23 protein-coding genes and 1 pseudogene are annotated in these 25815 nt (G+C 68.7%); 7 read left to right on the top strand and 17 right to left on the bottom strand.

What is annotated here, in order from left to right:
• Positions 1-458 precede the first annotated feature (458 nt).
• The 9 genes from ACFLIM_RS48200 to ACFLIM_RS48160 form a co-directional block, all read right to left on the bottom strand.
• On the bottom strand, positions 459-983 hold the full coding sequence (locus ACFLIM_RS48200) for a 2'-5' RNA ligase family protein (RefSeq protein ID WP_393177289.1): 525 nt from the start codon (positions 981-983) through the stop codon (positions 459-461).
• A gap of 28 nt (positions 984-1011) precedes the next feature.
• A complete protein-coding gene (locus tag ACFLIM_RS48195) occupies positions 1012-2439 on the bottom strand; it encodes an aminotransferase-like domain-containing protein (RefSeq protein ID WP_393177287.1) in 1428 nt (475 codons plus the stop codon).
• A gap of 102 nt (positions 2440-2541) precedes the next feature.
• Positions 2542-4086 carry a deoxyguanosinetriphosphate triphosphohydrolase family protein gene (locus tag ACFLIM_RS48190; RefSeq protein ID WP_393177285.1) on the bottom strand — a complete coding sequence of 515 codons (1545 nt, stop codon included), beginning with the start codon at positions 4084-4086 and terminating at the stop codon, positions 2542-2544.
• Positions 4083-4901, bottom strand: coding sequence for an ABC transporter ATP-binding protein (locus ACFLIM_RS48185; RefSeq protein ID WP_393177283.1), 819 nt, complete (start codon positions 4899-4901; stop codon positions 4083-4085). The genes ACFLIM_RS48190 and ACFLIM_RS48185 overlap by 4 nt, the downstream gene beginning before the upstream one ends.
• Complete coding sequence (locus ACFLIM_RS48180) at positions 4898-5848, bottom strand: ABC transporter ATP-binding protein (protein ID WP_393177281.1); 951 nt, start codon at positions 5846-5848, stop codon at positions 4898-4900. Before ACFLIM_RS48180 ends, ACFLIM_RS48185 begins: the two co-directional genes overlap by 4 nt.
• Positions 5838-6707, bottom strand: a complete 870-nt coding sequence (locus tag ACFLIM_RS48175) for an ABC transporter permease (protein WP_393177279.1) — start codon at positions 6705-6707, stop codon at positions 5838-5840. Before ACFLIM_RS48175 ends, ACFLIM_RS48180 begins: the two co-directional genes overlap by 11 nt.
• A complete protein-coding gene (locus ACFLIM_RS48170; protein WP_393177277.1) occupies positions 6704-7627 on the bottom strand; it encodes an ABC transporter permease in 924 nt (307 codons plus the stop codon). Before ACFLIM_RS48170 ends, ACFLIM_RS48175 begins: the two co-directional genes overlap by 4 nt.
• A gap of 2 nt (positions 7628-7629) precedes the next feature.
• Positions 7630-8577 carry a metallophosphoesterase family protein gene (locus tag ACFLIM_RS48165; RefSeq protein WP_393177275.1) on the bottom strand — a complete coding sequence of 316 codons (948 nt, stop codon included), beginning with the start codon at positions 8575-8577 and terminating at the stop codon, positions 7630-7632.
• Between the two features lie 5 nt (positions 8578-8582).
• On the bottom strand, positions 8583-10121 hold the full coding sequence (locus ACFLIM_RS48160) for an ABC transporter substrate-binding protein (protein ID WP_393177273.1): 1539 nt from the start codon (positions 10119-10121) through the stop codon (positions 8583-8585).
• 589 nt (positions 10122-10710) lie between these two features.
• On the opposite strand from ACFLIM_RS48160, the pseudogene ACFLIM_RS48155 reads away from it, so the two are divergent.
• From ACFLIM_RS48155 to ACFLIM_RS48135, 5 genes and pseudogenes are all read left to right on the top strand, one after another.
• Positions 10711-10935: pseudogene (locus ACFLIM_RS48155) on the top strand (hypothetical protein); the annotation flags it as partial.
• A 103-nt stretch (positions 10936-11038) separates the two neighbouring features.
• On the top strand, positions 11039-11458 hold the full coding sequence (locus tag ACFLIM_RS48150; protein WP_393177271.1) for a hypothetical protein: 420 nt from the start codon (positions 11039-11041) through the stop codon (positions 11456-11458).
• Positions 11459-11690: 232 nt separating this feature from the next.
• The gene (locus ACFLIM_RS48145; RefSeq protein WP_393177269.1) at positions 11691-12527 is read left to right on the top strand and encodes an alpha/beta fold hydrolase; all 837 of its coding nucleotides are present in this window, start codon (positions 11691-11693) and stop codon (positions 12525-12527) included.
• Between the two features lie 126 nt (positions 12528-12653).
• Positions 12654-13421: a helix-turn-helix domain-containing protein gene (locus tag ACFLIM_RS48140; RefSeq protein ID WP_393177267.1), complete on the top strand. Its 768-nt coding sequence runs from the start codon at positions 12654-12656 to the stop codon at positions 13419-13421.
• Positions 13422-13836: 415 nt separating this feature from the next.
• Positions 13837-14061 (top strand): hypothetical protein, encoded by a 225-nt coding sequence (locus tag ACFLIM_RS48135; protein WP_393177265.1) that lies wholly within the window; start codon positions 13837-13839, stop codon positions 14059-14061.
• Positions 14062-15019: 958 nt separating this feature from the next.
• Here the strand turns inward: ACFLIM_RS48135 and ACFLIM_RS48130 are convergent.
• On the bottom strand, positions 15020-15499 hold the full coding sequence (locus ACFLIM_RS48130) for a hypothetical protein (protein WP_393177263.1): 480 nt from the start codon (positions 15497-15499) through the stop codon (positions 15020-15022).
• Positions 15477-16118, bottom strand: a complete 642-nt coding sequence (locus tag ACFLIM_RS48125; RefSeq protein WP_393177261.1) for a hypothetical protein — start codon at positions 16116-16118, stop codon at positions 15477-15479. Before ACFLIM_RS48125 ends, ACFLIM_RS48130 begins: the two co-directional genes overlap by 23 nt.
• 76 nt (positions 16119-16194) lie before the next feature.
• On the opposite strand from ACFLIM_RS48125, the gene ACFLIM_RS48120 reads away from it, so the two are divergent.
• The gene (locus tag ACFLIM_RS48120) at positions 16195-17091 is read left to right on the top strand and encodes a LysR family transcriptional regulator (protein ID WP_393177259.1); all 897 of its coding nucleotides are present in this window, start codon (positions 16195-16197) and stop codon (positions 17089-17091) included.
• A gap of 137 nt (positions 17092-17228) precedes the next feature.
• On the opposite strand, the gene ACFLIM_RS48115 is transcribed toward ACFLIM_RS48120, so the two are convergent.
• Genes ACFLIM_RS48115 through ACFLIM_RS48090 form a run of 6 tightly spaced genes read right to left on the bottom strand, consistent with a single transcriptional unit; the run spans position 17229 to position 24239 of the window.
• Positions 17229-18398 (bottom strand): MMPL family transporter, encoded by a 1170-nt coding sequence (locus ACFLIM_RS48115; protein WP_393177257.1) that lies wholly within the window; start codon positions 18396-18398, stop codon positions 17229-17231.
• Complete coding sequence (locus tag ACFLIM_RS48110) at positions 18389-19330, bottom strand: SDR family oxidoreductase (RefSeq protein WP_393177255.1); 942 nt, start codon at positions 19328-19330, stop codon at positions 18389-18391. The genes ACFLIM_RS48115 and ACFLIM_RS48110 overlap by 10 nt, the downstream gene beginning before the upstream one ends.
• Positions 19327-20514 carry a cytochrome P450 gene (locus ACFLIM_RS48105; RefSeq protein WP_393177253.1) on the bottom strand — a complete coding sequence of 396 codons (1188 nt, stop codon included), beginning with the start codon at positions 20512-20514 and terminating at the stop codon, positions 19327-19329. Before ACFLIM_RS48105 ends, ACFLIM_RS48110 begins: the two co-directional genes overlap by 4 nt.
• 1 nt (position 20515) lies before the next feature.
• A complete protein-coding gene (locus ACFLIM_RS48100; protein ID WP_393177251.1) occupies positions 20516-22762 on the bottom strand; it encodes a xanthine dehydrogenase family protein molybdopterin-binding subunit in 2247 nt (748 codons plus the stop codon).
• Between the two features lie 2 nt (positions 22763-22764).
• Complete coding sequence (locus ACFLIM_RS48095) at positions 22765-23736, bottom strand: FAD binding domain-containing protein (protein WP_393177249.1); 972 nt, start codon at positions 23734-23736, stop codon at positions 22765-22767.
• Positions 23736-24239: a (2Fe-2S)-binding protein gene (locus ACFLIM_RS48090; RefSeq protein ID WP_393177291.1), complete on the bottom strand. Its 504-nt coding sequence runs from the start codon at positions 24237-24239 to the stop codon at positions 23736-23738. The genes ACFLIM_RS48095 and ACFLIM_RS48090 overlap by 1 nt, the downstream gene beginning before the upstream one ends.
• A gap of 281 nt (positions 24240-24520) precedes the next feature.
• Here ACFLIM_RS48090 and ACFLIM_RS48085 point away from each other — a divergent pair, with 281 nt between their 5' ends.
• Positions 24521-25108, top strand: coding sequence for a TetR/AcrR family transcriptional regulator (locus tag ACFLIM_RS48085; RefSeq protein WP_393177247.1), 588 nt, complete (start codon positions 24521-24523; stop codon positions 25106-25108).
• The last annotated feature ends 707 nt before the right edge of the window (positions 25109-25815 follow it).

Below are 25815 nucleotides of genomic sequence, written 5' to 3'. Positions count from 1 at the left end.
TGCACTTACGAGGTGCCTTTCTGAACTGGCTGGTTGAAGCGTGAAGAACTCCAATCATCCCAGGTCAGGGGGCACCTCACTTCATTTCACGACACTCGCATCAGATTTCAAGCCGTGGATCCAGGCTTAGACAGTGACGCTCAAGATCCGCGCGCCTGCCAATAGCTGCAGCTCACCACGTGAGTCGAGTATTTGAGCCCCACAGGGCCTTGGCGCGGTGTCTTGGCGGCGCAGCACCGCTATCTCGTGCCGCAAGATCAATATTTCTGCGTCTTTGGCCGCGGAGGAACGAGACAGCAGGACGAGCCACGCGAAGATCCGCGTGGCGATCAGGTAGAGCAGTCGTACGAGCACAAGGACCGATGGTGTCGTATCGGTGCGGGGAGAGTCGTCCCAGGTCAGGAGCTATGCAGCCATTCTGTAACGTTACGGGACTTAACCGATAGATTTCAGGCGCATCACACTAGTCGGATCCGGTCAAGTACGTGGTACCGGGTCGCCGAGGAGTGCGATCGGCGAGAGAAGACGCAAATCTCGGTCGCTGTCCAGGAACCGCAGAAAGCAAGCCCTTCCCACTGCTGGATCAGCAAGTGCGCTCCGTCTGCGGGGCTGCGGAACCGGGCCACCGACATGTGACCGAAGAACGGCAGGTGCTGGGGCTTCTCCTCCCATCCTCGCCCGACGGCGCGGACTGTACGAGCGAGGTCGTCGGCACCGACGGCGGGGATCGCCAACGTCGTCGGCATGAGCATGACCGTCGCCGGACCCAGCTCGATGGTTGCCGGTCGTACCTGCTCGCATGCCGTGCGCAACGCGGCCGTCAGGTCAGTGATGTCGCGCACTTCGCCCAGATAACACAGAGTGACGTGCAGATCGTCAGCTGATTCCCGGAGGGCGGTCGGCGCGCTAGAAAGTCGGTCCCACATCGCCTGGACCTCGTCGCGGATCTCGATGGGGGGCTGCAGGCCCACGAAGACGCTCATTGGCAGCCTCGGACAAAAGCGGGCATGTTCACCGGCGCTTGGGCCCGAAGGCATTCCACGCCGACTGGAGGTCGGCCAGCCCCACGGCGATGAGGCCGAGGTCAGAGGTCAAGGCCAGGCGGATGTGGCTCGACCTCCCTCCGTCGCTGCGGTACATACCGCCATAGCCGACGGAGATGCCGCGCCGATAGGCGTACGACACGAAGTCGGCCGTGTCGCGTAGGGGTAGCCGGATCCACATCGACGGGCCTTGATCCGCCCCTTCGACGGTCCAGTCCGGGAGATGGACCGCGAGGAAGTCGCGCACGCTGGCCGCTCGCTCGCGTACCTGACGTCGGCGCAGCGCGGTGATGGACGCGTGATGCGGCAGGAGCTTGCGGAGCAGGACCTGGCTGGGGACCGAACCGCCGAAGTCCGTCTTGGCCTTGACCCAGGTCAGCGACTCGGTCATGGCTTCGTGACACCGCAGCCAGCCGACCCGTAGGCCGCCCCAGTAGACCTTGTTGTACGAGCCGACCGTGATGATGTTGCGATGGTCATGGAGGACGGCGAGCGGGCGCGCCGGAGTGCCACGGTGGTAGTCGGCCAGAGTCTGGTCGTCGACGACCACGATGCCCTTCTCCGCCAGCCGGACCAGCGGTACTCGGTCCGTGTCGGGGATGGTGGTTCCGGTGGCCGGGTTGCACGTGGAGATGACCACCACCATCTTGGCCTGCAGCCGAAGGGCGGTGCGGGCGAGCGTCGAGGTGTCGACCACGCCTGCGTCGGACCGGGTGGAAACGATCCGGACGCCGTGCCGCCGGAGCATGTCGAGGGTCGTGGGATAGGTCGGGGCGTCGACGACGACGACGTCATCGCTGCGCAGGATCAGGTCGAACGCGATGGACAGTGCCTGCGTGGCACCGGTCGTCATGATGATCGAGTCTGGGCTGGTCGGGAATCGCAGGGCGGTCAGGGCCTCGGCGACGGCTCGCCGGGTTGAGGGCAGGCCCGGAATGGCGTAGCCGCTCGCCGGGTCGTCAATGGTGGACAGATCACTTTCGCCGAACGCGAGCGCGTCCCGGGGCAGGTCTTGTGCCGAGGGAAACACGGCGGCGGCGAAGTTGGGGGCGGCCAGGGCCCTGGCCTGGTAATAGGCCCGCAAGGGTGGCGGCAGCAGTGCTGCAACACGCTTGGATGGAGGCGCGGCGACGAACGTGCCCGAGCCCTGCACTCGACGGACAATGCCACGTTCGGTCAGCAGGTCGAGCGTCCGTACAACGGTGCTTCGGCTCAGGTCGAGCGCGTCGGCGAGGCGGCGTTCGGGAGGCAGCAACGAGTTCTCGGTGAGTTCCCCGCGGTGGACGGCGTCCTCGATCGCACGCGCGAGTCGTACGGTGAGCGCGCCGCTGCCGGCGCGCCAGTTGCCTAGCAGGGCGGGGATGTCCGAGATGTGGATGGTGCGAGAATCAGACAACGCGTACTCCACTCCGCGTCGGCCCACCGCAGTCGCAGCGGAGGGCGTTCTCGACAGTACCTGATCGGTCCGGCCCGGTAGTGAGGCGGTGTCGGGCATGGGTCACAGACCGCCACCGGCGTCCCAGAGGCGCTCGGCGTTGCCCGTCATCAAGTCGGCCGTGGCGGCCGCGCGGGCGTCGGACAGTGAGGCGATGTAGTCGATCAGTCCGCGGCCGACCGCGAGACGGCGCCGGGTGGCGGGATCGGTGCCGGGCAGCAGGTCCGGCCGGAATCGTGAGATCCGGGCATAGCCGGCGGTGGCGAGGTCGATGAATTCGAGCAGGCGGCGCGGAGCCCGGGCGGCGTCGACAGGATCGGCGAGCCAGGCGTCGAAACCGTCGACCAGGCGGATGAGGATGCGGGCCTGTCCGCGTTGGTAGAGCGCGAGGTCGGGCCGCTGCAGGACGAAGCGCTGATGGACGAACTTGAGGATGGCGACCTCGTGCCAGGCTTGAGGCAGCAGGCTGACGTGACCGGAGCGGGGGCCGGGGTCGAGGGTGATCATGACCGCGTCCTGCAGGTGGGCGAGCCATTGCCCGGTGAAGTCGCCGAGGGCATGCTCCGCGGCGCGGGAACCGTCGTACGGGATGGCCAGCAACCCGTCGATCAGGTCGGTGAGTACGTGCTCGACGGCGGTGGAGAACGCGTCGTCGTCGGCGATCCAGGGGTCCTTGGCATGGATCCGGCGGCGCAGGGCCTCCAGCGACTGGCCGGGAACGTCCGGTCTGAGCGTGCCGGAAGCCTGGCGAGCGAGCCGGACGGAGTCGGCGCGCCATTCGCGGAACTCCTTGGCGATCGCGGAGTACTGCAGAATGCCCGCGCGGTGGAAGTCGTCCAGATCGTGCAGGGAGTAGGCGATGTCATCGGCGATGTCCATGACTGAACATTCGACGGTTTGCCGCAGCGGTGGCAGCTCTGGGTAGGCGGCGCGGACGTCGACCATCTCTTCGGCGTCGAGAAGGTAGGCGGAGAACTTGGCCGAGCCGGGGTCGTGGCCGTTGCTGCCCGCACCGCGGGGCGGCTGCGCGAGGTCGGAAGGGTGCGGTCGTGGGAATGTGGTCCGACACCAGGGATATTTCAGCACAGCAGCCCGTACGGCGGCGGTGAGGTTCAGCCCGCCGGCCGGGTGCAGCGCGTCGAGAGTGGTGAGGATGCGGAAGGTCTGCGCGTTGCCGTCGAAGCCGTCCGTGAGGCCGTAGCGCTGCCGGGCGATGCGGTCCAGCACCAGTTCCCCGAGATGGCCGAACGGGGGATGACCGAGGTCGTGGGCGGACGCGGCCGCCTGCACGACCACCGGGTCGCAGCCGCCGACCCGATCAAGCAGTGCGCGCCGAGGATCGTCCGGGCGGTTGACGGCGGTGGCGATGGCCCGGGCCACCGATGTCACCTTGATGGTGTGTGTGAGCCGGTTGTGCACGCCCTGACCGGCGCCGTTCTGCGAGATCACCTGCGTGACCGCGGCCAGCCGTGAGTAGTAGGGAGAGAACCGGATCCGCTCCAGGTCGTCCCGGAACGCCTCGTCAGCGTCGAGGATCCGCTCTGTGGTCGCTCCCGCGCCATCCGGCCGGTGTCGCCGGGTGGTCGGCGACTGCGGGACGACCGTCATCGCGATCCAGGGACGGCGGACGCCGCGCCGTCAGCGCCGGGTCCGGGCACGGAGAACTGCCGCGCGGAGGCGAGGAGTTGCCGGGTGTAGGGGTGTTCGGGCTCCGTCAGCAAGTGTTCGGCCGATCCCTGTTCGACGAGTTCCCCGCGGTACATGACCAGGACCCGGTCGCACAACTCGCGAACCACACGGAGGTCATGGGTGATGATCGCAAGCACGCGGTCACTGCCGCGGCAGCGTTCCCAGAGCAGCCGGATGATCTGGGCTTGGATGGAGATGTCGAGCGCGGAGGTGGGTTCGTCGCAGATCAGCACCTGCGGGTCGAGGAGCAGGCTGCGAGCGATGATGACGCGCTGCTGCTGACCGCCGGACATCTGCCGCGGCAGTTTCGCCTGGTCGGCGCTGTCCAGGCCGACGTCGACCAGCCGAGCGGCGATGAGGTCCTGGTACTCACTCCGGGGCACGATCTCGTGAGCATCGAGGACTTCGCGGAAGTGCCGGCCGATGCTGATGCGCGGGTTCAGCGCCCGGGAGGCGTGCTGCGGCACGAGTTGCAGATCGCGCCGGCTCTCCCGCCAGCGGTTCCCCTGGGGTGGGATGGGCCGGCCGTTGAACCGGACCGTGCCGGCGGTCGGACGGTCGATCCCGGTGAGCATGCGAGCGAGGGTGGTCTTGCCGCTTCCGCTCTCGCCGACGATGCCGACGGTCTGCCCTGCCTCCAGGCTGACGCTGACGTCGGTGACAGCGTGGGTCCGCTCGCCGCGAGAGCCGGTGAAGGTCCGGCTGAGGTTCTCGCCGTGCAGCAAGGGGATCATGCCGGGGCTCCGATCGGGTGGTGGCACAGCACGGTGGTGCCGGTACGGCGGATCTGGCGCGGTCGCTCAAGGTGGCACAGGTCAGTGGCACGCTCGCAGCGGGGCGAGAAGGGGCAGGGAGGCCTGTCGCTGCTGACGCGTGGCGGTGCTCCGGGAACGGGCATCAGGTGACCAGGTGGCCGGTCGAAGGACGGGAGTGCTCGTAGCAGTGCCGCGGTGTAGGGGTGGGCGGGGGTACGCAGTACCTGGTCGGTGGGCCCATGTTCGACGATCTGCCCGCCGTAGAGGACTACCAGTTCGTCGCATGTGTGTGCTGCGACGGCCAGATCGTGCGTGATCAGCATGATGCCGAGATGCTGCTCGTCCATGAGACGGCGCAGCAGAGCGACGATCTGTGACTGGGTGCTGGCGTCGAGCGCGCTGGTGGGCTCGTCGGCGATGATCAGCTCAGGCTGACCGGCCAGTACCGTCGCGAGGAGGACTCGCTGGGCAAGACCGCCGGACAACTCGTGCGGGTATCGCCGCTGCAGAGCCTCCGGCTCGGGGACTTCGGCCATCGCGAGATATTCCAGACGCAGGGCCGCACGCTCGGCGCGGGGAACGCCCCGGGCCCGAAGGGCTTCGTCGACCTGCCAGCTGACCCGGCGCACCGGGTTCAGGGCGCTGACCGCGTCCTGAAACATGAATCCGGTGCGAGGGTGGGAGCGGACGGACCCTTCGACCGTGAGCCCGGGGCCGGGAAGTCCGGCGAGGACGCGGCCCAAGGTCGTTTTTCCCGAGCCTGACTCGCCGACGATGCCGACGCAGCGGCCGGAGGCGAAATTCATGCTGACGTCGTCGAGGATCAGTGCCGGTTCGCCATCCGGCATGCGGACCGTGACGTTGAGGTGCTCGACCGCGGCCAGGAGTCGCGCGGGGGCGTGGAGCGCAGGCGGTTCACTTGGCATCGCTGATGATCCGATCCTGGTAGTAGTCGCCCACGATGCTGACGGCGAGGCTGATGACGAAGATGACCAGGCCCGGGACGACCGCGATCCACCAGGCCGTGGCCAGGTGATCGCGACCGTCACCGACCATCTGGCCCAGGCTCGTCTGCGGGGGCTGGACGCCGAGCCCGAGAAAGGACAGGGCGCTTTCGATGAGAATCTTGCTCGGGAAAGCCAGCGTCGCGGTCACAACGAGTGGGGCGATGAGTGCGGGCGCCACGTGATGCCGGATGACGACCGACTCGGGGACGCCGAGGTTGAGGGCGGACTCGACGTAGCCGGCGCGACGCTCTCCCATGGCCTGAGCCCGGGCGATGCGGGCGAACCGTTCCCAGCCCTCGACACCGAGCACAATGACGAGCGTCGTCGGCGAGCCCCCGAGGACCACGATCGCGCCAAGGGCCAGGACGAACGACGGCAAGGACGCCTGGACATCGACGAGGAAGGACACCACGGTGTCGATGACGCCGCCCCGCCAGCCGGCCAGTGCGCCGAGCAGGCCGCCGATGACACCACCGGCTGCCGTGGCACCGAGCGCGATGAGAACGCTGACACGAACGCCGTGCAGCACACGGCTGAACGCGTCCCGGCCGAGGTCGTCGGTGCCGAGCCAATGCTGAGCTGACGGTGCCTGCAGGCGGTCGATGAGATTCACCGCCTGGTAGGAGTGCGGGGCGAGGCTGTCACCGAACGCGACGACGAGCACCACCAGGATGAGCACCGCCAGGGACAGCTTCACGGTCGTGCCCGATCGGGGTGCGGCCCGGCGCAGAATACGCCGCCGGGCTGGCCGTCCGGTGGAGGTCGTGGTCATGGTCATCGTCGCGTCCCCCGAAGCCTCGGGTCGGCGGCCTTGTAGGCGAGGTCGGTCAACGCGTTGACCGAGACCACACTGATCGTGACGAGGAGGACGACGCATTGCACGACGGCGAAATCGTGCTGGTTGGCGGCCTGAACGAACAGCCGCCCGACGCCTGGCCAGGCGAGCAGCACTTCGACCACCGTCGAGCCGGCGATCAGGTAGGCGAGCTGGAAACCGAGCACGGTCAGCAGCGGCAACATGGCATTGGGCAGGGCATGCGCGAAGATCTGCCGGCGAGGACTGACGCGCAGCGCCTGGGCGTGGGTGATGCACGGCAGATCGAGCGCCGAGCCCATCGAAGCCCGGGTGATCCGGGCGATCGCCGAGCCTGAGGCGAGCACCAACGTGACGATCGGCAGGATCAGGCTCTTCATGGAGCTGCTTCCCGCGGTCGGCAACCACTTGAGCTTGACCCCGAAAACCAGAACCAGGATCACCCCGACGAGGAACGGCGGAAACGATGCGAACGCCACCGCGCCCGTGGTCACGATCCGGTCCACCGGGCTGCCTCGCTTGACCGCGGCAAGGACGCCGAGCGCCGACCCGCCGGCTGCCGCGATCAGAAACGCGGGGAGAGCGATGTCCAACGTGGCCGGGACCTTGTCGAGCACACTGTGCAGGGCTCCCTGGGCGTCGAAATAGGAGACGCCGAAGTCGCCGTGGGCCAGCCTGCTGAGGTAGGTCCAGTACTGGTCGACGATCGGCTTGTCCAAGCCCCACCGGTGCCGGTACTGGGCCACGATCTGCTCTGGTGTGTTCTCCGGAAGCAGGGAACGGATCGGGTCTCCGGTGAGCCGGATGATCACGAACACGGCGGTGACGACCATCCAGACGGTCAGCACCGCCCTGAGGAACCGCACCATGACGGCAGCGATCATCGCTACATCTCCACGCGTCCGGACGCCGCGCCATGCCCGTTGCCCGCCGGTACTTCTCTCCGTTCGGCACCCAAGCGGGGCGGCAGCAGATCAGCCGCGGTGAGCAACCGGTAGGAGACCGACGACCGCCGGAAGCGGTACTCGACGACCCCGTTGCAGCGCAGGCCGATGCCCCAGGTCTCCGCCCCTACCGGCGTGCGACCTGCGGAGGGGGCGACCACGACGGTGACCCCGTGCGACTGCAGAGTCGTGAACTCGTGCAGGTGGCCGGAGCCGATCAGCTTCAGTACGCCTCTCTCCGCGTAGCCGAGCAGCCGTCGCCGGGCGGCCGGGGCGATCGACTTGTTCACGAACAGCGACTCGTCCAGCGACTGGATGCAGGGCGGCTTGTGCAAGAAGAGCGCCAGCTGCCGGTCTGGATGGGAGTCGACGAGCATGTCCAGCCAGTCCCATTGCGCCTCGCCCTCCTCTGGAAGATCGCCACCGAGCAATTGCGAGTTGATGCCGACCAGCAGCCAGCCGGCGACCGTCGCGGACCATCGGTCCGTCCCGAAGAACCGGCGGTACCGGGCGAGACGCTCCGTGGTGACCTGCCCTCGGTAGGGGTCTGGTGCGGTGTCGCCGATGTCATGGTTGCCCGGAACCACCCGATAGGGGACCGTGAGGCGGCGCAGTTGCGCCGCCGCGAACTCGTGATCCTCTTCCGCGTCCGGATCGTCGTAGACCAGGTCTCCGGTATGCACCACCAGCTCGGGCCGGGTGCGGTCGCAGTAGCGCACGATGTCCTGCCACACTCGCTGCGTCTGCGCCACGTGCGGTGACAGGTGCGAATCCGAGACCTGGACGATGGTCGCCCCGGGGTTGAGCCGCAGCGGCTCGTGCTCGGTGGCGCCGTCGACATCGAAGCCGGGCCGCTGTTCCATGGGTTCCTTACTGTCGTCGATGGTCATGTTCGTCAGCTCGCCGCCGGAATCGGAGCCAGCCGCATCCAATAGCGCGGGTCGGCGGTGAAGGTGAGACCGGACTTCACCCCGTAGATCTCCACCGGCTGCCACAGCGAGATCGCGGGCACCGCCTCGTCCCATTCGCTCAGCAGTTCGTTGAACGCGGCTTTGCGGGCGGCCGGGTCCAGGTTCCGGCTCAGTGTCGTCCCGGCCTTCGTCATCTCGGACGACGGCCGGAACCGGCCGTTCGTCACGTAGCTCGACGTCGGCGATACCCAGTCCGTCCACATGGGGGAGATCGGGTCGGGGAAGGCGATGTTGTTCGATGTGGCGTAGAGGTTGAGCTTCTTGTAGTCGAGCAACGTGTAGTCCGCGACCGGGGAGAGCCGCACGTTCAATCCGACCTGGCTCCACTGCTGCTGCATCACCTGAACCGCTGCGTCGAAGTTCGTGTAATAGTTCCTGATGTACTGCAGCTCGATCTGCTGTCCGTGGTAGCCGGCCTGCTGCAACAGCGCCTTCGCCTGGCTGGGGTCGTATGCCGGAGGCGTCTGCGAAGCGTTATGGAACGATCCATAGGCCGGGACGTTCAGACCGGCCGGGGGCTTGGTCAGGTCCTTCCAGAGCGAGGTCGTCAACGATCGCCAGTCGACGGCTGCCCGCATCGCCTGCCGGACACGGGGGTCACTCGTCGGCGCCCCCTTCTGCTCGGTCATGAACGCGAGCGACACCACGTTGTCGACCTGCACCGGGTCGACTGACGCGCCGCCACCCGTGATGGTGTCGGTCTGATCCGGGGGGATCGTCGTCACGATGTCGTACTGGCCTGCCAGCAGGCCGGCCACGCGGGAGGAGACCTCGCTGACCGCGCGGAAGGTCAGGTTCTGGTACGGAGGCTTGCCACCCCAGTACTTGTCGTTGGCCGCCATGGTGACGTGGTCACCAGGTGCGACCGCGGTCACCTTGTACGGGCCGGTGCCGAGGGGGTGCGTGCCGAAGTACGTTTCCCCCTTTGTCAGCAGGTAGTTCTTCGGCACGACGAAGCTGGCCTGTGTCGTCAGCCGATACAGCAAGACCGGGTCCGGGTACGAGGTCGTGATCCGAACCGTGCTGCCGTTCACGACCGTCACCGACTTGAAGCTGTCCAGCAGCGTCGTCGGCTCGAGAGCATCCTTGCCCCATAGCCGCTGTGCGCCGATGGTGAAGGCCACATCCTCCGCGGTCATCGGCGTGCCGTCCTGGAAGAGGACGCCCTGGCGGATCGTCAGGTCCCATTCCGTTGGCGAGATTTGCTCCCAGGCTGTCGCGAGGCTTGGCGAAAGCTTGTTGGTCTTCGGGTCGCGGAAGATCAACGGGTCGAAGATGTTGCTCGTCATCCGCAGCGCCGTGTTGCTCTGTGTCGCCCCGTTGAACGGCGGCGAGATCGTCGGAAGTGCGATCGTCAGGTTCTTCGGCGCCGAGGGGTTGTCAGGCTGGGAACCTGACCCGCTACCTCCCGGAGTACACGCAGCCATCACCAGTGCGGTCACTGGTACCAGCGCGGCCAGCAAGAAGCCGCGTGAAGGACGTTGACTAGCCATGTTCCACTCTCAGTCCGCAGTCAGCGCCGGCCTCGGCCGCGCTCCGTCAGCAAGAGATGGTCGCCAGCCTGACCAGCGGCAGCGAGAGCCAATTGGACTCCAATTGGTGTCTTCACGGAACGTTCATACGTGAGCCCTTCACACGCCACCGGCAGACCAGCCGTCGGAGTCCGGGAGGATCGGTCAACGTGTCGTCGACAGACACCGCGGGAACCGCGCCGGGGTGCCCGCTATCGAGCAGGATCGGCTCAGCCCTCATGCCTGCATGCTCACCCACATCAACATGGGGGCAGAATAGGAAATCGGACGTCAAGGCAAGGCAAAGTAGATCCTGGCGCCGTTTGCTGGCGTTCGGATAGTTCGACGCGCTGATGAGCCGTGCCCATGGACGCGGTGCTGTTGCGGCAGGACTGTGAAACCGTCGGATCGGGAGCCTATTCGGCCGCAAGGAGCTCCTCGCACGTGTCCCAGACAAGGATTGTCCGGTCAGCTGGCAGTATGCGATCGCGCTTGCGAGGCCGCTTGATGACGAACACGGGGACACCCTCGGGGATGTCCAGTTCCTTCCGCTCCTCCGGTGGGCCGCGTCGAGGACCGCTTGGACTGTGCTCAGAGCGTCTCAGGCAAGGACATCGAGTTCCTGCGTCAGCGAATCAAGGAGCTGTACGCCGAGTACAAGGCGCTGGAGTTCGCGCTGCCCGTCGGCCACATCCACGGCGATGCCCATAAGGGCAACCTGATGCGTCGTGATGGCCAAGTAGGCCAGACGGAGGAGCACGACTGATCATCATGCCGCACGTCCTTCTTCTCCTGACGGTCGGAGCTCGCGCGCCGCACGAAGGCGTACATGGCCATGACCTGGGTGGATGTAATTATCGGCAGGCGCAGTGCTGTTCTGCGCCGGCTTCTTCGCCATCGGCGCCGTCGACTGGTACCTGACGTCCGACGCGGCCACCGGCCGTGCGCTGTTCGACTCCTTCCAGTCCGACTCCGGACGGGTCTTCGGTATCCAGACGATCGGATTTCTGCTGTCCGTGCTGGGCTTCGTCGTGCTCGGGGCCGCTCTCTGGCGCTCTCGTGCGGCGCCTCGATGGGCAGCGGCCGCGGTCCCGCTGAGCCAGATAGCGATGATCGCCGCCGGCGCGGGGGTCGTTTACGATGTCCTCCACGCGCTCTTCATGGCGACACTGGTCACGATCGCCTGGTTCGCCTGGCGTGGCCGCAACGAGTTGTTACCCGTCGCTCGGCATGAGCATGAGACGTCACTGGGATCGAACACGTTGGGGACCGAAACCCTGTGGGGATAGGCGACACGATCGTGAGCATGACGAGGCGTTCGGCATCGTGGACCTTGCCTGCCCGCGGCAAGCAGTGCTGGCTGATCGATTGTGCCCCGTGCTGGAAGGGCGATGTCGTCCTCATCTGCCGATGACAGCGCGGCCTCCGGGGACTGCGACGATGGTGGCGGGCCGTCGGCTGTCAACTCCGCGGGAACATTTGTCCAAGACTGATAGTCGACCGCCCGTGCATAGTCTCCGCATGAGTGAATACGACGTTGAGCACTCGCATGGGATGCACGTGGTCCACGACGGCCCGCGGCAGGCGCCGCCGCTGTTGCTCATCCACGGATCGGGTGCCTCGGGCGGCACCTGGAGCCCGGTGGTCCCGGCACTCGCCGGCCACCATCACGTCATCCGGATCGACCTCCCGGGCTGCGGCCAGTCCCCGCCCGCGCTGTCATACGATGTGCCCGCGCAGGCGGGCCGGGTGGCGGCGCTGCTCGACGACCTCGGCCTTCGTCGTGTCGCTGTGGTCGGGCACTCCGGCGGCGGCTACGTCGCCACCGCGCTCAGCGAACAGCGCCCTGACCTGGTGGGCTCGCTCGCGCTGATCAGCACCGGCCCGAGTCTCGATGCGCTCCTTCCGCAGCCGGCCATCCTGCGGGTCCTATTGGCCCCGCCTTTCGGCCCGCTCCTCTGGTCGCGGCGTTCGGACGCGATGATCCGCCGTGGGATCAATGCGACGACCGCTCGCCCTGTGGACGTCCCGGACGATGTGATCGCCGAGGTACGGGGCACTACGTACCGCGCGTTCCGGAAGGTGGCGCGCCGGAACGCCGCGTACATCACCGAGCGGAGCGTGCCCAAGCGTCTCGCCGCCATCGAGGTCCCAGTGCTGGTGATCTTCGGCGCTGCCGACCCCCGCTGGGATCCGTCGTCGGCACACCAGTACGACGCGGTGCCGAACGCGCGGGTCGAGATGCTGCCCGGCGTCGGGCACCTACCCATGTTCGAAGCGCCCGAGACGACCAGCAAACTGCTGCTGGGCTCCACGGCAACGGCCGCTGACAGCCCGCCCGTGATCCCTAAGGCCTAGACTGGTGGAGTGCTGTCGATCGGTACACCACCTGACTGGGCGTGGGTGGACGTCGCAGTCCCGCGCCCGTCAGGTCGGCTGCCGGGGGTCAGCATGGCCGGGTTCCGCCATCGTGCCCCGGCACTTGTGGACATCGCCATGGTCGCGCACCCATCCGTCACCCTGCTCGTCGATCTGAGCGAGGGAGAAGGCGTCGTCTACGAAACCCATGGCCGGCACGAGCGCGGCAGTGTCGTCGTCGGGCTCCTCCCCGGCGATCTTCGGGCAGCTGGCTGGGGGGTCGGCGAGTGCCTCCAGATCCGGCTGGAGCCGGTCGCGGCGGCTGCGTTGTTCGGCGCATCGACCGAGCTCAGCGGGACCGTGGTAGCCCTTGAGGATGTCTGGGGCCGCGACGCCGGGCGAGCCGAGGACAGGCTGCGCGCCGCCGCGTCGTGGGATGAACGGTTCACGATCGCGGTGGAAATCCTCGGCCGACGGCTGGGCGCCCACCCACCGGTCGATCCGGAGGTCGCCTACACCTGGCGACGGACGCTCACCAGCCGGGGGCGACTGCGGGTCGACGGCCTGGCGAACGAGGTCGGCTGGAGCCGCAAGCGCCTGTGGTCCCGCTTCCGGTCCCAGCTCGGCATCACACCCAAACGCGCCGCCCAACTTGTGCGCTTCGACCACGCCGCCCACCTTCTCGCGGCGGGTCACGCCGCCGCCGGCGTTGCCGCCGAGAGCGGCTACGTCGACCAGTCCCACCTCCACCGCGAGGTCAAGACGTTCGCCGGGCTCACGCCCACGGCCGTAGCCGTCGCGCCGTGGCTCGCGATCGACGACGTTGCGTGGCCGGCTTCATCGCCAACCCAGCGCCCTGCGAAGGGTGGCGAACGTATCCCCGACCTTCGTTGAACAGCCTGCCTACAACGATGCGGCATCCACGCGCGGCGCAGATTGAGAAACCCGCCGCGTCAGGGCAGTTTCGTCAAAGTTCCCGCGGACGGTTCGCTGGTCGTGGCTGCATCTCGAGAACTTCCTGCCCGCACTTGCCGCGAGGAGTGTGATGCCGACGACGGGGGCGCGCCTCTTCCAGACGCTGGCCGCCATGACGAGCATCACGGCGTCGGCACGAGCATGGCCGGAGATTATCGGTCAGGACATATCGCCGTGTTCATACTCATCGGCAGTGACGTTCTGTTCTCTTATAGCCAGTGACGCCTAACAGGCGCGATCCGGCGGCGCTTCTGCTCCGAATCTCCTCCGACAGGTGCGCACCCCTGAGGTCTGCAGGCCGGGGGAGCGCTCAGAACCGAGTCAGGAGGACACCATGTCCAGGATCTCCGCGAAAATCGCGGCAGTGCTGATCGCGCTGGCCGCCGGCCTCGTCGCCATCTCAACCCTGACGGCCGGGCCGGCCAACGCCATCCCGCCCGCCTGCCACGACGGCTTCGTCCTCTGGAACATCTACCACGACATGGGCGATGAGGCCACGGCGAGTGCGATCCTCTCCAACTTGAGGGGCATGGGCTGCCTGGATCCCATCGAGCAATGATCAACGGCGGGTCCGGTTCCAGCCGTTGAGCACTGGGCCGGGTCAGGAGCCTCGCTTGACGGCGAGGAAGCTCGCCGCCTGGCCCGCCCGGGCCAGGCTAGGCCCCGCGCCGTGGTCGGCCGCCCGCAGGACGGTCCCCGCGATCCTCCTGTGTCCAACTCGTCGGTTGCTATCAGGGGTTGCGCGCGATCTCGGCGGGCCTGGTTGTCGGGGACGGGCCAGCACCACTCAACCGGGCCGTCGCTGTCTCCGGCGTCGGGTGCGGGTCAGCGATCGGCGACGCCGATGGTGGTCCAGGCGTGGTCGGGGAAGCCGGCCGCTGGCGCGACGGCGGTGGAGGCGAGGTTCGTGACGGCGTGCATGTACGTCGGCACCGCCCCCCAACCAGCCGCGATCGGGATAGCCGACCAGGGCCGCCAGCCCGTGTCCGACAAACGACAAATCCGAATCTACGTTGGACGTCACCGACCGGTTCGCCTGGTGCTCAGTCCACGCCGGGTTGTTCCCAGACGAAAAGGGTGAGGCCCCGCCGGAGTGTTCGGCGGGGCCTCACCTTGGAGCTCAGGACGAGAACCGGATTGTCCTTTTGGTCGTGCTGCGGGTTAAGGGTCTTCCCTCTGGTCGCCTGGGTTGTGACAGGTCTTGTGGTGCTCGGCAAGGAGCTGTAGCCACACTTCGAGAGCTCGGCGACGGAGGCCGCGGGCCGTCTCCTCTCGGCGGCCTTCACTGTTGCGGCGAAGGATCACATATTGGCCGCCCTGGCAGGCGTACTCGTAGACATCGCAGCAGGAGATGTCCCGGATTCGGATGGGTTCGCTTTCGGACCGCTGGTATGGGTCCCACCTCGTCACAGGGCCGTGCCTTGAACCTCGGTGTGATCGCGGTCGCCATCGGTTCTGATGGCGGCTCTGTGAGCTGGCAGCTTGGGCCTGGCCAGGGGTCTGGACGGGATGACGGGTCAGGTGTAGGCGATCAGCCGCCCGCAGGCGAGCACCCCTGTCCACGTGACCAGCGAGACGGCGCCCGCCGCCCTGGCCGCTGCCGGTGCGCGGCGGTCGCCGTCCCACGCGCCCACGCGGCGATAGACGCCGAGGTGGAACAGGGCCACGTTCAACCCGGCAACGCCGAGCAGGGCCAGCTTGACCGGCGCGGCGCCGGTGCCCGCGATCTCCCTGGCGCCGCCCGCGAACATCGCCGCCCCGGACATCGCAGCGGCGGCGAACCCCGCGCGGGCTACCGGCAGGAGGTGCCGCGCCGCGGCCGACACCGAGATCGCGCCCCGTCCCGCGCCGAGCAGTCGCAGGTCGAACAGGGTGGCCGGGCCGACCAGCAGCGCCAGCCCCAGGAGGTGGACGATCTCCAGCGAGGAGTACACCCACGGCGTCTCCCTGACGAACTCCGCCAGCCATGTGCCCTCAAGCCACGTGAGCGTCTCCACCCCGCCTCCTCCTCACCAATACCAGCACGACTGTGCAGCCGACGACTAGGAGGCCGCCCCCGACGAGCCACGGCAGCGGCCCCGCGCCGGTGCTGCCGGTGCTGCCGGTGGAGCCGGCGGCGTCGGCGGGTCCGGGCTCGGAGCCGGGCGAGGCCGGGGGCGGGTTCTCCGGGAGGGGGACCGAGCGCTGCCTGATCGCCCGCCTGTCCTGCCTGATCAGCAGCTCCGGCCGGAACTCTTCCGGATGCTCGCGATGGACGTACCCCACCGCCTCTAGCCGCTCGCCCTCTTTCACCCGGTCCGGCATGCCCCAGGCCGTCAGTCGCTCCACCGGCGCGAGGACTAGTACCACTTCGTCGTCCCGCCCGTCGAACGCCTGGGTGCGCCGCAGCACCTCCCGTCCGCCGAGCTCCTCCAACTCGGCCGGGATGGACCGCCTGGCGAGCCCGGACGGCAACCGCACCGGGGCGGCCACGCGCAGCCGCACCTCCGGGTGCGGGTTGCCCCACCTGACCTCGCTCACCGTACCCGACACGTACAGCGGCTGCTCGGTCCTGAAGTCCTCCCAGCCGTGGTGCAACGTGCCGAGGAGGGCGAGCCCGACAATCATCGACTTCATAACCGCCACCCTCACCACCCGAATCCGTTTGTGCCGGATCTAGAGGCAAGTACGTGTCGATTAATATCGATGACATATGAATCTTCAGCAGCTGCGCTACGCGGTCGCCCTCGCCGAGGAGCTCAACTTCGGCCGGGCCGCGCTACGGGAGGGCGTGCGACAGCCGCCGTTCAGCCAGCAGATCGGCAAACTGGAGAAGGAGCTGGGCGTGCGGCTGTTCGAGCGCACGACCAGGCAGGTGCGCCTCACGCCCGCGGGCGAGGCGTTCGTCGCCGAGGCCCGCACGTGCCTGGCCCACTCCGCGCTTGCCGCCGAATCGGCCAGGCGGGTCGGCAGGGGAGAGGCGGGGCGGCTCGTGATCGGGTTCGTCGGGTCGGCGACCAACCTCACCCTGCCGCGGGTGCTGCGCCGCTTCCGCGCCCGCTACCCAGGTGTCCAGGTGGAGCTGCGCGAGTTGCCTACCGCCCAGCAGGCCGAGGAACTGCGCCAGGGCCTGCTCGACGTCGGCCTCCTGCACGCGCCGCTCGCGGGACCCGCCGCCGAGGTGCTGACCACCAGGACCGTGGCGCGCGAGCTGCTGCTCGCCGCGCTGCCCGCCGGCCATCCGCACGCCACGAGCACGTCGATCCCGCCGGCGGCGCTGGCCGGCGAGCCGTTCGTGATGTTCCCGAGGCGGTACGGGTCCGCGTTGTTCGACCGGATCATCGCCGTGGGCAGGGCGGCCGGGTTCGAGCCCAGGATCGTGCAGGAGGCCGTGCAGATGCAGACCATCGTCGGCCTGGTGGCGGCGGGGATCGGCGTGTCCATCGTGCCGGAGTCGGTGGCCCGGCTGCGGCGGGGCGACGTGGCTTTCCGGCCGCTGTCGCCGCCGACCCGGGTCGTCACCCTGGACCTAACCTGGCGCACCGGCGACCCGAACCCGATGGTCCACAACTTCCGCTCCTTGTTCCCCACACCACCCGCCCCCGCCTGAGACCCGGCACCTGTACCAATGCGCGGCGACTAGATGGTTGAACGGGTTTCCGTGCTGGTCGGGAAGGGTTAATGAGCGTAGGCGATCGCCCGGGAGGTGGCGGCGGCGACCGGCTGGCTCGACGGCCGTTCGCCGCGTCACGCGTAAGTTCGCGGGTGATCCCGGAGTTTGCCGCCTTCCAGGTCGAAGTCGAGGGCCAGCGTGCGTTCGAGCGGGCGTGGCAGCCACCAGACCCTGGGGCCGAGTACGGCCAGTACGGCCGGCATCAGCGTCATCCGTACGACGAACACGTCGAGCAGGACGCCGGCCGCCAGGCCCAGCCCGAGCGTGCCGGTGAGCGGTTTGCCGCCGGCGACCAGGATGAGCGACACGCTGGTCAGGACGAGCGCGGAGACGGCCATCACCCGGCGGGAGCGGGCGAACCCGGCCCGGACGGCGGCCTCGGGGGCCAGACCGTCCGCGAGCGCGGAGCGGATCCCGGCGCCGAGGAAGATTTGGTGATCCATCGCCACGCCGAACACCACGATGATCGCGAGAACCGGAAGCATCGGGTGCGGGTCCGCACCGGCGGGGCCGCGCGAGACCACGATGGCGAGCAGGCCCAGCGTGGCCGCGACGCTCAGCAGGTAGCCCGCCACCGAGATGATCGCGAGCAGCACCGACCGGAACGCCATCGCCAGGTGCTGATACGTCAGCATCAGCATGAGCACCAGATAGAGCGGCAGGAAATCGGTCTCGGGTCGCGCGAACCGCGACTCCCGCAGGCCGAGGGCCGCGACGGCGAGCAGTGCCAGACCCGCCACCAGGACCGGAGCGGGATGCCCTGTGACGAACGCGCCCCATCGGGATTCGGTGGGCGCCGGCCGCCTCGAGAGCCGAGGAGCGGCGAACGCCAGCAGAGAGGGCATCAGCGTGACAGCGGCGAGCATGGCCGCGAGGACCACGGCGAACGTGGCCAGGCCCGCCGTGACCAGGAAACCGCCCTGGCCTGCCATGACCAGCTGGAGCATCGCGGGGAAGACCGCCATGGCCGCGCACACGACGCCCGGCCCGGCGGAGCCCATGGCCCTGCCGACGGCCTCGTCCCGGCCGGGCGACGGATCGCGCCGGAGTGCGGACACGATCCGCAACCCGTAGTCGACGGCCACGACCAGGGCCAGGATCGACGGCAGCGCGAGGGCCTGCGGGTCAAGGTCGAGGCGCGCGACGACGACGCCGGCAACGAGCAGGACGACCAGCCAGATTCCGGCGACACGTCCTCTTCGCCGGGAACAGTACGCGCCGATGCGATAGAGGGTTACCGACAAAACGAACTCCCAAGCGGTGTGACGAGCCCCCGGGCCCAGACCCAACGGTCCACCAGGTGCGGCGGTCCAGGCCCGGCGGTCCGGGTGCGGCGGTCAGTCGACGGGGAACGGCACCATGCGGCGCATGAACGCGTCCCAGCCGCGATCGCCCACGAGGCGCCTGGCCAGCGGGGCGACGCGGGCCTGGGGCCCACCTTGTACCGGGCCTTCGGCCGTCGCGCGGCGACCGCTCTGACGATCACCTTCGCCACGTCCTCCGCGCTCAGCACGTCCCGCGCCCCTTCCCGGTGAGCTCGCTCGACCATCCTGGCAACGCTCTGCTTGAAGCCCTCGTACGGGCCGTCGCCGCCGGTGCGCGGGTTGTGCCGTTCGCTGCTGGCCATGAACTCCGTCCGCACCGCTCCCGGTTCCACCAGCACGACGTTGACGCCGAACGGGGCGACCTCCTGCCGGAGCGAGTCGCTCAGCGATTCCAGCGCGTACTTGGTCATCGCGTACGGGCATCCGGTCGGGGGCGTCACGAGACCGGCGGCGGACCCCAGGTTGACGATCGTACCGGAGTGTTGCCTCCGCATGCCCGGCAGGACGAGCTGGCACATCCGGATCAGGCCGAACACGTTGGTCTCGAACACCTCGCGCACCAGAGCGAGCGGAATCTCCTCCACCGGCCCGCCCCCGCCGCGCCCGGCATTGTTGATCAGCGTTCCGACGGCGCCGTGCTCTTCCTCGACGGCTCGTACGACCCGCGTGATGGCCTCCTCGTCGGTGACGTCCAGTTGCTGCACCCTGCATCCGGCTGCCCGCAGCTCGGCCAGGGTGTCCAGCCGCCGAGCCGTGGCCCAGGTGGGGTACCCGGCGCGGGCCAGGGCCAGGGCGGTGGCTCGTCCGATGCCCGTGGAGCAGCCGGTGATCAATGCTGCGTTGGATGTCATGTCGCTTCTCCAAGGTGCCAGGTGACGGGGAGGCTGCGCACGCCGTATGTGATGGAGTCGGTGCGGAAGCCGATGTCCTCCTGCGTGACCGCGAGACGCAGGGTGGGGAAGCGGCGGAGCAGGGCGTTCAGGCCGACGCGCAGCTCGACGCGGGCGAGTTGCTGGCCGATGCACTGGTGGATCCCGTGGCCGAACGCGAGGTGGCCCGCGGTCGCCCTGGTCAGGTCCAGCTCGTCCGGGTCGGGGAAACGGCCGGGGTCCCGGTTGGCCGCTGGGAGAGAGATCGTCACGGTCTCGCCCGCGGCGATGCGCACGCCGTACAACTCGATGTCCTGCACCGCGGTGCGGGTCGGACCGAGGTGGATGATGGACAGGTAGCGCAGGAGCTCCTCTACGGCGTTGCCCGTCAGGGACGGGTCGGCGCGGAGCCGGGCCTGCTGGGAGGGGTCTGACAGGAGGGCGAGCGTGCCGAGGCTCAGCATGCCCGCGGTGGTCTCGTGGCCGGCGATGAGCAGCATGACCGCCACGCCGGTCAGCTCCTCGTCGTTCAGCTCGCCGCCGCTGGTCAGGTCGCTGATCAGGTCGTCTGCCGGATCGGCGCGCTTGCGCAGGACCAGCTCGTGGAGATAGCGGGCGAGGTCGGCGGTCGCCGAGCGGGCCTGCTCCGCGGTGGCGTCCAGGCTTGCGATCACGGCCGTGTCCCGCTGGAACCTTTCGCGCTCGCGGGACGGCACGCCGAGCAGTTCGCAGATGACCAGTGACGGGATGGGTAGGGCGAAGGATTCGACCAGGTCGAGGGGTGGGCCGTGGCGTTCCATCGCGTCGAGGCTCTCGGCGGTGATCTGCTCGATCCTCGGTTCCAGCTCGCGCATGCGGCGCACGGTGAACTGGCCGGTGATCAGGCGTCGGTACCTGGTGTGGTCGGGCGCGTCCATGTTGATGAAGATCCCCGGCCCGGCGGGCTCCCGCGGGCCGTCCCCGACCGGCCTGCGCTGGAGCTCCGATCGGGCGCTGAAGGCGGGATCGGCGAGGATCGCCCGGGCGGCGGCGTGACCGGTCACCAGCCAGCCGAGGTGGCCGTCAGGATAGGCGAGGCGGCTGATCGGATGTTCCGCACGGAGTCGGCCCAGCTCTGTCGGCGGATCGAGGGGGCGGGTGCGGACCGTGGGCAGCGGTCGGGCCATCTCAGTCCTTGCTCGTACGTGCCGGCGCGGGAAGCAGCTTCTCCGGGCTGATCGGCAGGTCGCGGACGCGGATGCCGGTGGCGTTGAAGACGGCGTTGGCGACGGCCGCCGCCGAGCCGACCGTGCCGATCTCGCCGAGCCCCCGGCTGCCGACGGGGTTGAAAATGGTGTCCGGATAATTCAGGAAATACACGTCGATACCAGGGATGTCGGCGTTGGTGGGGATGAGGTAGTCGGCGAAGTTGGCGTTGGCGATGCGGCCGGTCGCGGGCTCGACCTCGGCGCCCTCCAGCAGCGCCTGGCCCAGGCCCCACACCACGCCACCGATGATCTGGCTGCGCGCGGTCGCGGGGTTGAGTATGGTCCCGGCGTCCACCACGCTCGTCATCCGGGCCACGCGCGTCTCGCCGGTGAAGCGGTTGACCCTGACCTCGCAGAAGTGCGCCGCGAAGGAGCTCATCGTGTGCTCGGGTGTCGCGTCGGGGGCGCTGGTGCCGGTCGCGGTGACGCCGTCGACGTCCATGAGCGTCAGCAGCCGGCCGAACTCGACGCTTTGCCCGTTGGCGCTCAGCACTCCGTCGCGGTAGCGCACGTCCTCTGGCGCGAGCCCGTGGAACGGCGAGCGCGTGTCCTGGATCGCCCGCAGGATCAGCGCTTTCGTGGCTGCCTCGGCGGCGGCCCTGATCGCGGGCGCGACACTCGAACTGCCCGCAGAGCCGACGGCGCCCGCCATCGCGCCGATCGACATCGGGTCCGGGCTCAGCGCGGTGTCGCCCAGCCAGGACACCACACGCGAGAGCGGAACACCCAGGCTGGCCGCGGTCACGATCGACAACACGGTCCGCATGCCGGTACCGAGATCGGCGGTGGCCGCGCCGACATGCACCGTGCCGTCGCGCCGGAACGCGACCCGCATCGACATTTCGTACCGATTCGCGCCGTACACCCCCACCGCCATCCCGTACCCGATCAGCCATTCGCCCGCCACCACGGAGCGCGGCTCCGCCTTGCGGCGCGACCAGTCGAAGCGGGCCGCGCCCACCTGCAGGCACTCGGCCAAGTGCTTGCTTGAATACGGCAGACCGCCGGTCAGATGTCGGTCGGCGTCGTTCGCGAGCCGCAGGGCGATCGGATCGAGGCCGAGCTCATGGGCCAGCTCGTCCATCGCGCACTCCAGCCCGAACGACCCGGCCTCCTCGCCTGGCGCCCGCATGATCGTGGCCGGCGGGATGTCCAGCGTCACGACCTTGGTGCCCGCGTGAACGTTGGGCGTGCAGTAGACGCCCAGCGAGTAGCCGCTGACGCCGTTGTAGAGGGAGCTGACGTTCGACCTGGTGGACACGCAGTCGTGCTTGATCGCGCGGAGCTTGCCGTCGCGGGCCGCGCCGAGTGCGACCTCCTGGACGACCGCCGGGCGGTGGCCGGTCACCGAGTAGAGCTGCTCGCGGGTGAGCGCCAGCTTGACCGGGCGCCGCACCTGCCGCGCCGCCGCCGCCGCGAGCACCGCGGGTGGCCACGTGCTCGCCTTGCCGCCGAAGGCGCCGCCGACATGCGTGCTGACCACCCGGACGGCCGCGGCCTCGACCTCCATCGCGACGGCGATCTCCTGCGCGTGCAGCAGCGGCCCCTGGGCGCCGCTGTAGACGGTCAGCCTGCCGTCGTCCCAGACGGCGATGGCGGTGTGGGGCTCCATCGGGTTGTGGTGCTCGGGCCGCTGGCTGTAGGAGGCCCGGACGGTGACCGCACTGGCGGCCAGCGCGTCGTCGATCGAGCCGAACCCCGGTACCAGGACGTCGACGACCGGCGGCCCGGTCAGCGGCGGCGGCACGACGGCGTCCGGGATGCCGTCGGCGAAGGACGTGTTCGGCCGCCTGGCGTCGTAGGCGGCCTCGACCAGCGCCGCCGCGTCCCGGGCCTGCTCGAAGGTGTCGGCGATGACCAGGCCGATGACCTGCCCGTGGTGGCGGACCTCGCGGTCGCCGGGCTGCAACGGGAAGCGGTTCGGCCCGTAAAGGTAGTAGCCGGGGCCCTGCGCCCAGGGGCCGGCGTACCGCAGCGGGTTGAACGGCGTGAAGATGGCGAGCACGCCGGGTGCCGCGAGTGCGGCGTCGGCGCTCATCGTGCGGACGGTGCCGTTCGCGATCGTGCTGAGCACCAGGTAGCCGTGGACGAGCCCCTCGACGGAGTGGTCGCCGGAGTAGCGGGCGGCGCCGGTCACCAGGCGTGGCCCGTCAACGCGGTTGGTCATGGTCAGCCTGCCAGTCGGTTGAGTGCGCGGATGACGGTCTGCCGCAGGAGGGCGGGCTTGAAGCCGTTGTGCGGCAGCGGCCTGGCGCCCTCGGCGGCGTGGGCCGCGGCCTGCTCGAAGACCTCTGGACGGGCCGGGTGGCCCTTGAGCGCTTTCTCGACCGCGGGCAGCCGCCACGGCTTGGTGCCCACCCCTCCGGCCGCGATCCTGGCCTCCGCGATCGTGTCGCCGCGCAGGTCGAGCGCCGCGGCGACGGAGGTCAGCGCGAACTCGTACGACTGCCTGTCGCGGACCTTCACGTAGACGGACCGCTTGGCCCAGGCCAGGGCGGGCACCGTCACGCCGGTGACGAGCTCGCCGGGCCGCAGCCGGTTCTCCAGATGCGGGGTGTCGGCGGGCAGCAGGTAGAAGTCCTCGAGGCGGACGGTACGGGTGCCGGAACGGTCGCGCAGTCGCACCGAGGCGTCGAGAGCCGTCAGCGCTACGGCGAGATCGCTGGCGTGCGTGGCCGCGCAGGAGCCGCTCGTTCCCAGGATCGCGTGCGTGCGGTTGCTGCCGTCGAGGGCGGGGCAACCACTGCCGGGGGTCCGCTTGTTGCAGGGCATGGCCGGGTCGCGGAAATATCCGCACCGGGTGCGCTGCAGCAGATTGCCGCCGATGGTGGCCATGTTCCTGATCTGGGACGAGGCGCTCTGGAGCAGCGCCTGGGAGATCATCGGGTAGTGGATGGAGACCATGGCGTGGCTGGCGATGTCGCTCATGCTGGCCAGCGCGCCGACGTACAGGCCGCTCGTGTCGTAGCGGATGTCGCGCAGAGGCAGCCCGCCGATGTCCAGCACCGCGCTCGGGGCCAGGACGTCGAGCTTCATCAGGTCCACCAGCGTGGTCCCGCCCGCCAGGTACGCCGCGCCGTCCCCGGCCGCCGCCAGGGCGTCCTCCACGCTGGAGGGCGCGGCGTAGGTGAAGGCGCGCATCAGCTCGACCCGCCCTTCCCGACCGCCTCGACGATGTTCGGGTACGCGCCGCAGCGGCACAGGTTGCCCGACATGTACTCCCTGATCTCCGCGTCCGAACCGTCGTGCCCCTCTCGGACGAGCGCCACGGCGGACATGATCTGCCCGGGGGTGCAGAAACCGCACTGGAGCGCGTCGCAGTCGAGGAACGCCTGCTGCATCGGGTGGAGCCTCGTCCCTTGGGCGAGCCCTTCGATCGTGGTGACAGGCCTGCCGTGCACGCTCGCGGCCAGGGTCAGGCAGGACAACACCCGGCGGCCGTCCACGTGCACCGTGCAGGCGCCGCATTGGCCTCGGTCGCAGCCCTTCTTCGTACCTGTCAGGCGGAGCCGCTCGCGCAGCGTGTCCAGGAGCGTGGCCCTCGCGTCCAGCCGGAGGCGGTGGGAGGCGCCGTTCACGCGCAGGGTCAGGTTGAGCTCGGCGGAATGCGCGGTGGTGACCGCCGAACCTGCTGGACCGGCCAGACCTGGCGCACTGAGCGGACCTGCCGGCAGGACGCCGACCCCCACGGCCGCGGCTGACGTGGCCAGGAATCCGCGCCGGGATACACCATCGGGACGCCGCGATGTGCCCGGCTCGTCGGGACGACGGGCTATGCCTGGCGGATCGGAATTTGGCGAATTGTCCATGGATCTTGCCCCGTTTCTCCAGATGGTCCAAGACGTTTGGTCTCGTTCGCAAGACAGACTGTCTCAATATCGAGATTGAGTGTCAAGCGATCGGACGGCGACGTATGATGACGGCAATGATCAGAAGGTCAGCCCTGCGCGAGCACGCCGCGGCCGGGATCCTCGACATCGCGGCGACGGTTTTCGCGGAATACGGCGAAGCGGCCAGCATGACGGACATCGCGAAGGCCGCTGGGGTGGGACGCGCCACGCTCTACCGGTATTTCCCGAGCCGGGAGGCGTTGGTCCAAGCGCTCTACCAGACGGCCGTCAGCGACCTGTTCAGCAAGATCGACGACGCCAACCTCGACGCCGCCCCCGTGGAGGAGGCGCTGGCCAGGCTGACCAGGGCCGCGATGACCATGATCGGTAAATATCGGGCGCTGGCCGTGCTCGACAGCAGGATGGACGGGCTCGACGAGGCCAACGGACGACTCGCGCCGCCGTTCCAGCGGATCTTCGAGCGGGGCGCCACCGACGGGACGTTCCGCACCGACCTGTCCTCCTCGACCCTGATGGGCGCCTATGTGGGACTGCTCAGGGGCATCGGCAACCTGGTGATCCAGGGCCACATGGGGGTTGAGGAGGCCAGCGCGGCGGTCACGGCCGTCTTCCTGGACGGCGCACGTTACGGGACCAGGCCGATGGCACCGAACCAGGGCTGACTTCGTCCACCGAGAACACGGGACGCACCTCCAGGCTGCCCGAGCCACACAGAACGGACCGCCAGGCGGGGACTCCGGTTCTGGTGAGGTATGCCGATGACCGTGCGCCACGAACACAACGGGAGGTTTCGATGTAGACGGAATCTTCCGACGTGATGCTGCACCGGTGATGGAGGTGGGCCCTCCGGGACCGCCCACACAGGGGGAGGTCTCAAACCGCCGCAGGTTGCTCCGGTGAATGAGCCGGGGTGATGAGCACTGCGGAAAAGGCGCACAAGATGCGTCAGGTACGAGCCGAGAAGGCGAACGCGAGTGAACCACTGATGAAGTGTCGAAAGCGTATGAACGGTTACCGAAACCGGGGTCCAGTTGTTGCCCCGGGATGAATCTGGCGGGGTCCTGTATTCCTGGCCAGGTGGTGCCCGGCATAAAGGTGGCGCGAGCTCGGTTCAGGCGCTGGTGCGGAACGTGGGAACCCCTCGCCATGATGCTGCCGCCGGTCGGATTGAGGGCCGGTTGGTGATAAGGGAGAACCTCAAACAGCTGGAACTGTGAGGGGCTGAGTACCGATGCGTGGCAGGGGGGCGGACCGTCTCGTAGTAGTGATGAAGGTGTGCCACGAACGTGGAGAGGGGCTTGTGATGTAGGTAGAGCTTCTTGAAGCGGTGCTGCGTGGAAGATGAAGGTGATGGCCCTTCAGAGCCGCC

The sequence above is a fragment of the Nonomuraea marmarensis genome (assembly GCF_043197025.1).
In the GTDB taxonomy this organism is placed as follows: domain Bacteria; phylum Actinomycetota; class Actinomycetes; order Streptosporangiales; family Streptosporangiaceae; genus Nonomuraea; species Nonomuraea marmarensis.
The sequence above is the reverse complement of the archived record's forward strand: the minus strand, read 5'-3'. Positions and strand labels throughout refer to the sequence as shown.